This window comes from Corynebacterium freneyi (assembly GCF_030408835.1).
GTDB lineage: Bacteria > Actinomycetota > Actinomycetes > Mycobacteriales > Mycobacteriaceae > Corynebacterium > Corynebacterium freneyi.
The window spans coordinates 2,447,662-2,460,907 of the sequence record NZ_CP047357.1 but is presented as its reverse complement, the minus strand read 5'-3'; the positions used below and the strand labels follow the sequence as shown (position 1 = coordinate 2,460,907).

The window sequence follows — 13,246 nt, the reverse complement described above, 5'->3', positions numbered from 1 at the left end:
GGGGAAAAGCGAAGAACCCGCCCATGCCGGAATGGCGTGGGGCGGGTTCGGCTGCGTCTGGTTCGGCAGCGTTCGCGCGGGAGGCGACTCAGGAGTGGAAGTGGCGAGCCATGTCGCTCAAGCGCTTGGAGATCGCGGCGCGACGCTCCTCGGAGTCCAACTCGCGCAGGTAGTCCTCCTGCTTGTAGCCGGTGGCCAGGTAGACGATGCGGGCGGCGACGGCCACGGCGTGGTCGGCGTAACGCTCGAAGTAGCGGCTCAGCAGGGTCACGTCGACGGTCTCGGCCGACGTGTGCGGCCAGTCGTCGGCGGTGGTGAGGGTGAACAGGTGGCTGTGGATGTCGTCGATGGCGTCATCGTCGTCGCTGACCTGCAGGGCGCTGGCGACGTCGTAGTCGATGAGGACCTGACGGGTGTCGTGGGTGATCGTGTCGGCGACGGAGGCCATCTCGCGGAAGTAGCCCTCGACCTGCTCGGGCAGGGCCTTCCCGGGGTGGCGACGGCGGGCGGTGTTGGCGATGTGCACGGACAGGGCGCCCATGCGGGCCATGTCCTCGACGATGTAGATGCCGGAGACCACCTGGCGCAGGTCGCGCGCCACGGGAGCTTCGCGGGCGAGCAGCTCGAAAGCCCGGTCCTCTGCGGCGATGCGGAATTCGTCGAGCTTGTCGAGGGAAGTGAGGACCGACTCGGCGGCCTCGAGGTCGGCGTCGAAAAGCGCCTTGGCGGCGGCGCGGTGCATTCCATGGACGTGGTCGCACATCACGATCAGGCCGTGGGCGAGGTTGTCCATCTGTTCGCGGTAAACGGTGCGCATGGCCACCAATGGTAAGGCCTCGCCCACCCTTTCGCCTGTTGGAACCATCGCCCCCGGCAAACTCGCCGACATTGACCCCGAATAGGGGAAGCTAACCGCCGGAATGCATCAAATCCGCGCCGTCGGGCACGGTTTCATCCTCCGGGTCGTCGAGCCAACCCTCCGGGAGAATGACCTTTCCGGGCGATCCCTGGCGCCCGCGGGCACCGTCGGCGTCGTCGGGGAGGGCACCGGCGTGGGGGCCGTCGTAAAGCGGCGCGAGAACTTCGTCGAGTTCGGCGAGGGTGGTCACCCGCGTCAGGGCGGTGCGGACCTCCGAACCGGCGGGGTAGCCGCGGAGGTACCAGCCGATGTGCTTGCGCAGATCGCGGCAGCCCTTGCGCTCGCCCTCGTGCTCGACGAGGAGTTCGGCGTGGCGGCGGAGGATGCCGGCGACCTCGGCGAAGGTCGGGGCAGGCGGGACGGGCAGGCCGCGCAGCTCGGCGGACAATTGCGCGAACAGCCACGGCCGGCCCAGGCAGCCGCGGCCGACGACGACCCCGTCGCAGCCGGTGTCGTCCATCATGCGGCGGGCGTCGCCGGCGGCGAAGATGTCGCCGTTGCCCAGAACGGGCACGGTGTCGTGACCGGAGTCGACCATGTGCTCCTTCAGGCGGGCGATCTGCGACCAGTCGGCCGTTCCCGAGTAGCGCTGGGCGGCGGTGCGCGCGTGCAGGGCGACGGCGACGGCGCCGTTGTCGGCGGCGATGCGGCCGGCGTCGAGGTGCGTGTGGTGGTCGTCGTCGATGCCGACGCGGAACTTCACGGTGACGGGGATGTCGGTGCCTTCGGTGGCGCGGACGGCGGCGTCGACGATGTTGCCGAAAAGGCGGCGCTTGTACGGCAGGGCGGAACCGCCGCCGCGGCGGGTGACCTTGGGCACGGGGCAGCCGAAGTTCATGTCGATGTGGTCGGCGAGGTTTTCGTCGACGATCATCTTCGCCGCCCGGTACGTCCACTCCGGGTCGGTGGTGTAGAGCTGCAGGCTCCGCGGGTCCTCGTCGTCGGCGAAGGTGGTCATGTGCATGGTCTTGTCGTTGCGTTCGACCAGCGCGCGGGCGGTGACCATCTCGCAGACGTAGAGACCGGCGACGGTGCCCATGCGCTCGCGTTCCTGCTCGCGGCACAGCGTACGGAACGCCACGTTGGTCACGCCCGCCATGGGGGCGAGCACGACGGGGGAGGCGAGCTGGTGGGGGCCGATGCGAAGGTCTGTCACGGTCGCATTGTCGCACCGGGAGGGGGCGGGGCGAAATCGCTCGGCGCCGTCGGCGGGGGTTCACCCGGGGGTGGTTTGTCTTGGAATGCAATGTACATTGCGTGAAGGGTCATTAACTGAACGAAAGGACGCGGCCGTGTACGAGCATCTTGATCTGGCGCCGGAGGCATTGCTGGAGCACATTCGGCCGGGCATGAAAATCCTCGTTCCCGTGGCGGGCTGCGAGCCGCCGACGCTGCTGGACATGCTCGACGCGCACGCCGACCAACTCGAGGACGTGCACGTCTACCAGATGTGCACCGAATCCCTGCGGCCGTATCAAATGGGGGAGTACCCCGGAAAGCTCACTCATCACGAGTTCTTCCTCGGCGGCGGATCGCGCAAGGGGCATTCCAACGGCACCGCGGAGTTGTATCCGGTCAACTTCTCCATGATTCCCGAGCTGGTGCGCGACCACATCAAGCCGGACATCCTCATCGCCTCGGTGTCCGAGCCGGACGAGCACGGGTACATGTCCATCGGGCTCGGCGCGGATTATTCGGTGCAGTTCATCGGAAACCTGCCGATCTTCGGCGAGATCAACGCGAAGGTGCCCCACTCCTTCGGCCAGAACCAGATCCATGCCCGCCAGATGGTCGGTGCCACGCGGTCCGATGCGCCGGTGCTCGAGGTGCCGCCGCTGCTGCCGGCGGAGGGGTCGGCCGAGCATCGGATCGCCGAGCTCATCGCGCCGGAGATCGAGGATCGCGATTGCCTGCAGTTGGGCATCGGCAAGCTGCCCAACGCGATCCTGGCCATGCTGAAGGACCGCGAGGATTTGGGCGTGCACACCGAGCTGATGTCCGACGGGGTCATGGACCTGGTCGAATGCGGTGCGGTGACGGGCCGGTTCAAGAGGTCGCACCCGCGCCAGTGCGTGGCGACGTTCATCATGGGAACCCGCAAGCTCTACGACTGGGTCGACCGCAATCCCGTCGTGTACCTCGACGCGGTCGACAGGACCAACGATCCGTTCCTCATCGGGCAGGAGCCCAACATGGTCAGCGTCAACGCCACCACGGAGGTCGACCTGCTCGGGCAGGCGGCGTCCGAGACCATCGCGGGGCGCTTCTATTCCGGTGCCGGCGGGCAGCTTGACTTCGCCATCGGCGCCCGTCGCTCGGAGGGGGGTCGCGGCTACATCGTGTGCCCGTCGGTCACCCGCGACGGTGCGAGCCGGATCAAGGTGGAGCTCGGTACGAATTCCCCGGTGACCACGCACAAGAATTACATCGACAACGTGGTCACGGAGCACGGCATCGCCCGGCTGCGCGGCACCGACTATTCGACGCGCGCACGCCGACTCATCGAGGTCGCCCACCCGGACCATCGCGAGGACCTGTATCGCCGGGCCCGCGAGCTGAACATCATCTCCCGGCTCGCGGAGTAGGCGGGCGGCGCTTTTCGGCGGTGCCCCTCGCTCTCGCACTCGCCCTCGCTCCTTCATCTCCCGTCCACCATTTCCCCTTCCGCGCCTTGCTTTGCCGCCGCCCCTCCTTCGGGTGGCTGCACACATGCTTTCGTGGTGCGAAAGTGACTCGAGTGTATGCCGTAAACGACTGGGAAGGATGGGAAAAAGTGATCCGCGACATGCCGCCCAATTGACGGGCGGTGCCGGAATGTCACGGTTACGGTGGCTCCGGATCCGCCGGAGAGCGAACAGCGCCCCGGCCCGAGACACTCAGGGGAACCGCATGAAACTGAACCGGAGCACGTCGATCATCGCCGCGATGGTCACCGTCGGGGCGACCTTCGCCGCCCCCGCCGCAAGCGCCCTCACCGTCGGACCGGGCTCCCCGATCCGCATGCCCGAAAAGGACGCGGTCGTCGAGGACGGCCGCCACGTCCGCACCGGCATGTGCTCCACCGGCGTCGCCGGCACCGTCACCGACGCCGAGGGCAACCAGCAGCGCGTCCTGCTCACCGCCGGCCACTGCGTGAACAAGGAAGGCCACGAGCAGATGCCCCAGTCCTCGGGCATCATCTACGCGCCGACGGCCGAGGGCGACGTGCGCATCGGCGAGGTCGGCCCGGCCGGTTTCTTCATCCCCGACGAAGATGACATCGAGGAGAACCCGAACTTCCTCGACTCCCTGTTCAACGGCTCGGACTACGCCTTCATCGAGCTCGACGACGACATCGACTCCACCGCGGTGAGCTACTCCGTCGACGAGCACGGCGACAACCATGGCGAGGGCGCCGTCATGACCGGAATCGTCGATTACTCCGAGCTGCAGCCCGGCGAGGTGTCGGTGGACAACTTCGGCCAGCCGATCTGCTCCGACGGTTCCCGCACCGGCCGCAACTGCGGCGTGCAGATCTTCCGCGTCCGCAACGGCGTTTGGGCGATCTCGCACCTGGATCACGGCGACTCGGGCGGAAACGCCTACAACCCGCACACCAACCAGGTCATCGGCGTCAACTCCATGGCCGTGGGCCCGGTGTCGCGTTACCAGCCGGTCGACCAGGCGCTGGAGGATGCGTACGGCATCGAGGACGGCACGGTCAACGATCACTTCCGGGTGGCCGACTCCACCGAGCCGCACAGCGAGTTCCGCACCATCGGCGAGGACGCCGCGTCCGACGAGGCCTGGATCGCCGAGAACGAGCCGGAGGAGGCCGAGGAGCAGGCCCCGGGTTCGTCCCTCCCGGAGATCCCCGAGATCCCGGAGATCCCGGAACTGCCGCTGCCGGAGGTGCCTCTGCCGAACATCCCGCTGCCGGACCTGGTCGCGCGGTAATCGCGGCAATCGTGGCAATCGGGGTACCGGAGTAGGCCGACGAGGCCTGCGCGACGGGGCGGATCAGCGACGGCTGCCGCCCCGTTTCGCCTTTTCCGCCTCTTCCGTTCAGCCCCGACCGCCCGTGCGGGGGTGCTCCACGACGATGATGGTCCGCTCGGGGCGCGCGCCGGGCAGGACGGGCGAGTCGAGGATCGCGCGCAGTTCCGCGGCTCCGGCGTCGTCGAGGTGTTCGAAGGGTTCGTCGAGAAGCAGGATCGGCGCGTCGGTGAGCAGGGCGCGGGCCAGGAGCAGGCGGCGCCGCTGGCCGCCGGACATGTCGTCGGCGCCGGCGGCGAGCACGGTGCCCAGGCCGTCGGGCAGTCCCGCCACCCAGTCGCCGAGGCCGACGGCGCGCAGGGTGGCGTTCATCATGTCGTCGGTGGCGTGCGGTGCGCCGACCGCCAGGTTATCGCGGACGGTGGTGGCGAACACGTGTCCGTCTTCGGCGACGAACAGCGCACCGTCTGCCGACCATTCCCCGCCGCGGGCGGGCAGCAGGCCGGCGAGCGTCATCAGCAGCGTCGTCTTGCCGGACCCGGATGGTTCGACGATGGTTGCCCTCGCCCCGAAGGGCAGGTCCAGATCGCGCCTGCCCACGTCGCGGTCGTGGCCGTAGACGAGGTTCCGCGCGTGCACGCGGGGTGCCTCCGGGGCCGTGTTCGGGGACGTTTCGCGTGACGACGCCTGCGTGGCGCCCGGTTCGCCGGGTTCGCCAGAGCCGCCCGCGTCGGTCAATTCGGCGAGCCTCCTCGCCGCACCGGCGGCTCCGGTCACGGCGACGGCCGCGCCGGGCAGGGCGGCGACGGATTCGAAGGCGGCCAGGGGCAGCAGCGCGAGCACGCCCATCCACTGGGGAGAATGATCGGGTGCCGCCATGCCCGCGACGACGAGCACTGCGATGACCGTCAGGGCGGAGGACAGGACGGAGATCGCGTTTCCCGCGGCGTCGGCGGGTGCGGCGGATTCTTCGGCGTGGGCGAGCCGGCGGGCGGCGCGGTCGGCGTCGGCCAGGGCGCCGTCGATCTCGCCGCGCACGCGCAGGGCGGGGGAGTCGACGAGCACCCGGTCGACGGCGGCGACGTGGTTCTCCATCGCCGCGGCCCGCTCGGCTGCGGCAATCCGGGCCGCGCGCGCCGCCGCCCACGGTGCGCAGGTGCCCGCGATGATCAGCCCGATCGCCAGCACGGCCGCGGCGGCGGGGGACAGCAGCGCCGTGAACCCGACGGCCGCCGCCGACGTCGTCACCGCCAGGCCCGCCGGCACGAGCGCGCGCACCACCACGTCGGACACGAGGTCGACGTCGTCTCCGAGCCTGGTGAGCAGGGCGCCGCGACCCAGGCGCAGGACGCGCGACGACGGGTCGTCGGCAAGCGCCCGATACGCCGACACGCGGGTCCGTGCGGCGCACCTCAGGGCCAGATCATGCGAGACGACCCGGTCGACGTACCGGAACACGGCCCTCGAAATGCCCAGCGCGCGGACGGCGGTCACGGCGACGGTGAGGTCCATGACGCTCGGCTGCTGCCACGCCTTCGTGATCAGCCACGCCGACACGATGGTCAGCGCCAACGCCGAGATCAACGTCACGGAACCGGCGACGACGGGGGCGACGAGTTCGCGCCACCGCAGCCCGGTCAGCGGACGGGCGGAGCGCAGGGCGCGCAGGTCGGCGGAAAGGCTCATCGGGCCACCTCCACGACGACGTCCGCGGCCGCCAGCACCAGCGGATCATGGGACGCCACCAGCACCGTCGCGCCCGCCGCGGCCCGCTCTCGCAGCAGGGACATCATCTCGGCGGCGTTGTCCTCGTCGAGGTGTGCGGTCGGCTCGTCGAGGATGATCAGCTCGCGGTCGCGCATCAGTTCCGCGGCGACGGCGACGCGCTGCTTCTCGCCGAGGGATAAACCTGCCGCATCGCCGACCAACGCCGCGTCGAGCACCGGCCGCTGCGGCACGTAGGAGGTGCGCGCCCACAGATCGTCGCCGGTCAGCGCACCATTCGGGCCCACGGCCGTCGCGGACCCGGTCACTCCCTCGGCGACGATGCCCAGCAGCGCCAGCAGCGCCGTCGACTTGCCCGAACCGTTGTCGCCGGCCAGCACGGTGATCGCGCCGGGCTCCGCGGTCCCGCACAGGTCGCCGGGTCGGTCGCCGTCGCGCCCCGAGGCGGTGAGGTGGTCGAAGATCACCCGGATGCCCGCGTCCGGGCGATGCTCCCCGGCGTCATCCTGCTTTGCGACGGCCGGCGTGGGGGAGGGGCCGTCGTCAAGCGAAAAGACGTCGTCGATGGCGGCCAACCCGTCCTGGGCGTCGTGGAAGCGGACGCCGACCTCGCGGACGGGGCCGTAGACCTCCGGGACGATGATGAGCACCGTCAGCCCCGCCGCCAACGTCATGCCGCCGTCGAGCAGGCGGAAACCGATGCCGACGGCCACCAACGCCACCGACAGCGTGGCCAGGAACTCGAGGACGAAACCCGACAGGAACGCGATGCGCAGCACCGACATCGTCGACGCCCGGTGCGCCTCCGACAGACGGCGGATCTCGTCGGCGGGCGCGCGGTGGCGGCCGAAGGCGCGCAGCGTCGGCAGACCCGCCACGAGATCGAGCATCTGATCCGACAACAGGCCCAGGTCACGCAGACGACGGGCCGTCCGACCGGCGGTGAGGGTGCCGACCAACCACATGAAGACCGGAATGAGCGGAAGCGTCACCGCCGCGATGAGCGCCGACCCCGCATCGAGCCACCACACCGCAGCCAACGCCGCGGGCGTGGCGATCACCGTCGACGCCAGCGCCGGAAGATACCCCGCCACGTAGGGGCCGACGCCCTCGATGCCCTCGCCGAGCAGCGTCCGCCACTTCGCGCGATCCACATGGCGGGGATCGGCGACGGCCAGGCGGGCCAGGGTGCGGGCACGCAGATCCGCGACGACCTCCGCCCCCGCGCGACGCCCGAAACGCGCCTCCGCCCACGCCACCGCCGCGCGGGCCACGGCCACGCCGACCAGCGCGGCGAGCAGCCCGGAACTATCGGCGATCGTCCGCTCCCCGGTGATGATCCCGGCCGCGATGGTGCCCACGAGGACTCCGAAGGCCAGGACGCCGACGACCCGCAGCGCCGCCAGCAGCGCGGCCGCGACGATCCACCTCCGGGCCGGGGCGGACAGCCGGGCCAGCCGGGGATCGACCGGGCCCCGGCTGGTCATGCGGTGACGGGTTCGGCGGCGACGGGCTCTGCGGTGATCCGCTTCCGGAACACCCAGTACGTCCACGCCTGATACGCGATGACCAACGGGGTGATGAACAACGCCGCCCACGTCATGATCTTCAGCGTGTACGGGTTCGACGCCGCGTTCCACACGTCCAGGCCCGCGCCGTCGGCCAGCGTGGTCGGCATCAGCCACGGGTACATCGACCCGAAGATGAGCACGGTCACCGCGACGACGGCCACCGACGTCGCCGTGAACGCGATGCCGTCGCGATCACGCAGGACCATGGCCACCCCGCCGAGGACCCCGACGAGCGCCAGGACCGTCACGGCCCAGGTCCACGGCTTGCCGTGGGCGATCTGCGTCCACAGGACGAAGGCCGCGCCGAGCACGACCGCCGCACCGGCGACGGGCACGAGCACGCCGTGGGCCTCCTCGCGCAGCCGGCCGGCGGTCTTCAGCCGCAGGAACGTCAGCCCGTGGAGGATGAACACCGCCGTCAGCGCCGCGCCGCCGAGCAGCGCATACGGGTTGAGCAGGCCGACCAGGACGTCGAGGCCGCTGGACATGCCGTGATCGGCGTCGAGCGGAACGCCGCGGACCAGGTTGGCCACGGCCACGCCCCACAGCACCGGCGGCAACCACGAACCGACGATGATCGCGGCGTCGCAACGACGGCGCCACGTCGGATCGTCGATCTTCTTCCGCCACTCCAGGCCCACGATGCGGACGATGAGCGCCAGCAGGATCAGGAACAGCGGCAGATAGAAACCGGAGAACATGGTTGCGTACCACTCCGGAAACGCCGCGAACAGGGCGCCGCCTGCGGTGATCAACCACACCTCGTTGCCGTCCCACACCGGGCCGATGGTGCGCAGCATCGCGTTTCGGCGGGCCTCGTCGCGCCCGAGGATCGGCAACAGGATGCCGACGCCGAAGTCGAAGCCCTCCAGCAGGAAATACCCGGCGAACAGGAACGCCACCAGGATGAACCACAAAACCGGCAGATCCAGTCCGAACATGATGATCACGCGTCCTTTTCGGTGGTGGTCGTGGTGGCGGCGTCGGGTTCGGTCGCGGCGTCGGCGGCGAAGCGGACGGGGGCGCCGGCTCCGACGATGGCCGCCGGCCCCTCCCCGCCGTCGACGGATGGGCCGGACTCGACCGGCGGGCCGCTGACCACCACCCGCCGAATGAGCATGAACCACACCACCGCGAGGATCGCGTAGATGAGCGTGAACCCGACCAGCGTGACCACGACCGTCCACGTCGCATGATCCGACACGCCCATGTCGACGGTCATCCGGATCAGCTCCGTCCTGGGGTCACCGAAGGACTCCGGGTTCGGGTGGACCACCCACGGTTGACGGCCCATCTCGGTGAACACCCATCCGGCGGAGTTGGCCAGGAACGGGAACGGAATCGCCGCCAACGAACCCCACGCGAACCACGTCGCCCACTTGCCCTGCGGCAGACGGCCGCCGCGGGTGAACAGCCAGCTGAAAAACGCGATCGCCAGCGAGCCGACCATGAGGCCGATCATCGCGCGGAAGGACCAGTACGTGACGAACAGGTTCGGCTGGTAATTGCCGGGGCCGAACATCATCTCGTAGCGCTGCTGCAGGTCGAGCACGCCCTCCAGCGTGACCCCGCTGAACTTGCCCTCCGCCAGGAAGGGCAGCACCCACGGCAGATCCAGCACGTGGACGACGGACTCGCAATTGTTGTGCGTGCCGATCGACAGAACGGAGAAGCGCGGATCGGTTTCGGTCACGCACAGCGACTCGGCCGACGCCATCTTCATCGGCTGCTGCACGAACATCAGCTTGGCCTGGATGTCACCCGTCCATGCCACGGCGATGGAGGACAACACCACGGTCCACCACCCCAAACGGTGGGCGGGACGGTGCGCGTCGTGGCGCTGTGCGTCGTCAAGCTCCCGACCCTCCGCCGCCGCGGCCCGCTCCAGTCGCGCGGCCTTGACCATCCACCAACCCGTCACGCCCAGCACGAACGTGCCGGCCGTGAGGAAGGAACCGGCCACCGCATGCGGGAACGCCGCCAGCGCGGTCGGGTTGGTCAGCAGCGCGACGAAGTCGGTGAGCTCCGCGCGGCCCGTCTCCGGGTTGTACACCGCACCCACGGGGTGCTGCATGAACGAATTGGCCACGATGATGAAATACGCCGACAGGTTCACGGCGATCGCGACCAGCCAAATCGATGCGGTGTGCAGCCAGCCGGGGATGCGCCCCCAACCGAAGATCCACAAGCCCAGGAACGTCGACTCCAGGAAGAACGCGATCAGTCCCTCCAGCGCCAGCGGCCCGCCGAAGACGTCGCCGACCATCCGCGAGTACTCCGACCAGTTCATGCCGAACTGGAACTCCTGCACGATGCCCGTGGCGACGCCCATGGCGAAGTTGATCAGGAAGACGGTGCCGAAGAACCGCGTCGCCCGGTACCAGTGGGCCTTCCCCGTCACCTGCCACATCGTCTGCATCAACGCGACCATCGGCGCCAAACCGATGGTCAGCGGCACGAATATGAAGTGGTAGACGGTGGTGATGCCGAATTGCCACCGTGACACGTCCACGACGTCCATGAACTCTCCTCGGCGAAAAGCGGGCAGCGGAAAAGGGCGCGCGAAGTCCCGGAGGGCGATGAGCCTCTCACTGCAACAGTCGTCCCGCTGCCTCGGTTGGTTCCCGGCGGCGATGGGGGTGGGGGTAATCGAAATGCGTAAGACCACTGCTTGACGACGGTCCGTCGAGTGAGAACCGGGGGTGACCGTGCGTGTCGCCGGGGCTTCGCAACCGTTGCGTGGAGTACGGGGCGGTCGCGTGGGGTGTGGGCACGACACGGGACCCGGTTTTCCTCTCGCGGGGGAGGGGGCGGTAGGATTTTCCGGGCATGGGCCTCTAGCTCAGTTGGTAGAGCTGCGGACTTTTAATCCGTAGGTCGTGGGTTCGAGCCCCACGGGGCCCACTTTTCCCCCTTTCCTGTTCGTGCAGGTTAGGGGGATTTTTCATGTGCGCCGTAGATTATTTCGGGATTTTTGGTCGGGAGTGGTTGCACTGCGGCTGTTTACAGGTGTAAAAAACTTACATGCGTAAAATCCAGAATCCACCGCGACCGGCGTCCCGGTCCCGCGACAAGCTCCGCACCGCGGCCGTCGCGCTCTTGGATGAACGGGCGCCGGTCGACATCACGATCACCGACCTGGTCAACGAAGCCGGCGTCAGCCGGCCCACCTTCTACGCCGTCTACGGCGACCTGGCCGAGGCATGGGCCGACGCCGCCGTTCTCCGCCTGGACGAGGCGTTCGCGGACATCGATCCGGCCTCCGACGGCTTCGACTCCGGCGACATCGACCGTATCCTCGAGGTCATCGGCATCGCCGTCGAAAAGCTCGAGCCGCACGTCGACTTCATGCATCGCGTCCTCGCCGGCCCGGGCGGCCAGGAAGTCCTCCATCAGTCCATCGACTACTTGGCGGGCCGGATCCTCGCCGCCCCGACCCTCGGCGGCAGCCTCGCCGCCGGACCGCTGGCGCCGGAAACCGCCGCCCGCGCCATCGCCGCCTCCATCGCGTGGACCGCGGCGCAGTGGGCGGGCGACGACGACCGCGGCCCCCTCGACGAGCTCGTCTCCGACCTCGGGGTCCTGCTCGTCCGGGGCGTCGACGGCGGATTGGGGGTGGCGCGATGAGCACCCGCGATCCCCGCCGGACACTGGCGTTCTGGTTGGCTCCGACCCTCGCCGTCGCCCTGCTGACGATCTTCTTCGGCGGCGCCTACCTCACCGGCAACGTCAATCCCAAGAAAAACCTCCATGAATTCCCGATCGCCATCGTCAACGCCGACCGCGGCGCCGGCACCCTCGACGGCACCGAGTTGAGGGCGGGCGACCAGGTCGTCGAAGGCCTCGTCGACGGCATCGACGAAGAGCAGTTCGACCTGCGTCAGCTCAGCGGCCAGGAAGCCATCGACCAGATGTCGCGGGGTGAACTGTACGGCGCGATCGTCATCCCCGAGAACTTCAGTTCCCGCCTCAACGCCTGGGGCATCGGCACCATGGTCGACAACGAGGTCGTCGCCCCGGACATCCGCATCGTCTCCAACCCCGCGGCCGGCTTGGGTGCATCGACCATCGTCAAGGAGGTCGGCTTCCAAGTTCGCACGGAGGTCGACGAAGCCGTCGGCAAGCAACTGCTGGAAAAGGTCGAAGCCGCAGCCGCGGACGCACCGGAAGGGCAGGGGCCGACCGGCACCGCCCTGGCCGCCGCGGCGCACCCGGTCGACTTCAAATTCGAGGAATTCCACCCGCTTCCCGACGGCACCGGCAACGGCCTGTCCGCGTTCTACTGGACGCTGCTCATCGTGCTCGCCGGCTTCACCGGTGCGATGGTGACCGGCCAGATCGTCGACAACCGCCTGGGCATCCACTCGCTGGAGTGGGGGCCGGTATTCGTGCGGCACGACCACCATCGCGTGTCGCGGCTGGCGACCCTCGTGGTGAAGTTCGGCATGTCCGCCACCCAGGCCGCCCTCGTCGCGGCGCTGTACGTCGTCATCGGCTCGATGGTCGGCATGCCCCTGCACAAACCGTTCGCCCTGTGGGGGTTCACCGCCGCGATGATCCTCGCCGTCGGCTGGGTCAGCCACGCCATCAACGCGCTGCTGGGCAACCCGGGTCTGGTGGTCAACCTCATCTTGTTCATCGTCCTGGGGCTGCCGTCGGCCGGCGGCACGCTGCCGCTGGAGGCCGTGCCGGAGTTCTTCCGGGTGCTGGGCCTGATCTCGCCGATGCACCAGATCTACCTCGGCTCGCGGTCGATGCTCTACCTCGGCGGCACGTGGGAGTCGGGCGTCGGCAACGCGCTGATCTACGCCGGCATTTCCGTGGCCGTCGCGGTGACCATCGGCCTGATCGCTTCCGTGTGGTTCGATCGGAAGGGCTGGCTGCGCGCACCGGCTCCGGAGTCGGAGCCCGCGCCGGAGTCTGAGTCCGCGCCGGAGTCGGAGCCCGCGGACGCGGTCTGACCTGAGGGGATAAATCGCCGGGAACTCTCGGGGAATGGATTCGACTAATCAGCGTTCGGCCGAACGCTTCCAGTCGCACCCCCGAGTCTTTCCCG

At 69.0% G+C, this 13,246-nt stretch carries 10 protein-coding genes and 1 tRNA gene; 5 read left to right on the top strand and 6 right to left on the bottom strand.

Going from position 1 to position 13,246, the window contains the following annotated elements:
- Positions 1–88: 88 nt before the first annotated feature.
- Positions 89–817: a phosphate signaling complex protein PhoU gene (phoU, locus tag CFREN_RS11005; protein ID WP_070523089.1), complete on the bottom strand. Its 729-nt coding sequence runs from the start codon at positions 815–817 to the stop codon at positions 89–91.
- Between the two features lie 91 nt (positions 818–908).
- Entirely contained in the window at positions 909–2,018 is a 1,110-nt protein-coding gene (gene dusB, locus CFREN_RS11000; protein WP_070523137.1) for a tRNA dihydrouridine synthase DusB, read from the bottom strand.
- Between the two features lie 193 nt (positions 2,019–2,211).
- On the opposite strand from dusB, the gene CFREN_RS10995 reads away from it, so the two are divergent.
- Together CFREN_RS10995 and CFREN_RS10990 are read left to right on the top strand one after the other, a co-directional pair.
- A complete protein-coding gene (locus CFREN_RS10995; RefSeq protein WP_246580137.1) occupies positions 2,212–3,504 on the top strand; it encodes an acetyl-CoA hydrolase/transferase family protein in 1,293 nt (430 codons plus the stop codon).
- A gap of 304 nt (positions 3,505–3,808) precedes the next feature.
- The gene (locus tag CFREN_RS10990) at positions 3,809–4,855 is read left to right on the top strand and encodes a chymotrypsin family serine protease (protein WP_209651988.1); all 1,047 of its coding nucleotides are present in this window, start codon (positions 3,809–3,811) and stop codon (positions 4,853–4,855) included.
- A 108-nt stretch (positions 4,856–4,963) separates the two neighbouring features.
- Here the strand turns inward: CFREN_RS10990 and cydC are convergent, their stop codons facing one another.
- The 4 genes from cydC to CFREN_RS10970 are packed head-to-tail and all read right to left on the bottom strand — an operon-like array spanning position 4,964 to position 10,711.
- On the bottom strand, positions 4,964–6,580 hold the full coding sequence (gene cydC / locus CFREN_RS10985; RefSeq protein ID WP_209651989.1) for a thiol reductant ABC exporter subunit CydC: 1,617 nt from the start codon (positions 6,578–6,580) through the stop codon (positions 4,964–4,966).
- Complete coding sequence (locus tag CFREN_RS10980) at positions 6,577–8,106, bottom strand: ABC transporter ATP-binding protein/permease (protein WP_209651990.1); 1,530 nt, start codon at positions 8,104–8,106, stop codon at positions 6,577–6,579. Before CFREN_RS10980 ends, cydC begins: the two co-directional genes overlap by 4 nt.
- Positions 8,103–9,122 (bottom strand): cytochrome d ubiquinol oxidase subunit II, encoded by a 1,020-nt coding sequence (cydB, locus tag CFREN_RS10975; protein WP_070523130.1) that lies wholly within the window; start codon positions 9,120–9,122, stop codon positions 8,103–8,105. Before cydB ends, CFREN_RS10980 begins: the two co-directional genes overlap by 4 nt.
- A 14-nt stretch (positions 9,123–9,136) precedes the next feature.
- Positions 9,137–10,711 carry a cytochrome ubiquinol oxidase subunit I gene (locus CFREN_RS10970; RefSeq protein WP_070523076.1) on the bottom strand — a complete coding sequence of 525 codons (1,575 nt, stop codon included), beginning with the start codon at positions 10,709–10,711 and terminating at the stop codon, positions 9,137–9,139.
- A gap of 310 nt (positions 10,712–11,021) precedes the next feature.
- On the opposite strand from CFREN_RS10970, the gene CFREN_RS10965 reads away from it, so the two are divergent.
- The 3 genes from CFREN_RS10965 to CFREN_RS10955 all read left to right on the top strand — a co-directional run bounded on the left by CFREN_RS10965 (position 11,022) and on the right by CFREN_RS10955 (position 13,151).
- A tRNA-Lys gene (locus CFREN_RS10965) sits at positions 11,022–11,094 on the top strand.
- A 120-nt stretch (positions 11,095–11,214) separates the two neighbouring features.
- Positions 11,215–11,817 carry a TetR/AcrR family transcriptional regulator gene (locus tag CFREN_RS10960; RefSeq protein ID WP_070523074.1) on the top strand — a complete coding sequence of 201 codons (603 nt, stop codon included), beginning with the start codon at positions 11,215–11,217 and terminating at the stop codon, positions 11,815–11,817.
- On the top strand, positions 11,814–13,151 hold the full coding sequence (locus tag CFREN_RS10955; RefSeq protein WP_070523072.1) for a YhgE/Pip domain-containing protein: 1,338 nt from the start codon (positions 11,814–11,816) through the stop codon (positions 13,149–13,151). The genes CFREN_RS10960 and CFREN_RS10955 overlap by 4 nt, the downstream gene beginning before the upstream one ends.
- The last annotated feature ends 95 nt before the right edge of the window (positions 13,152–13,246 follow it).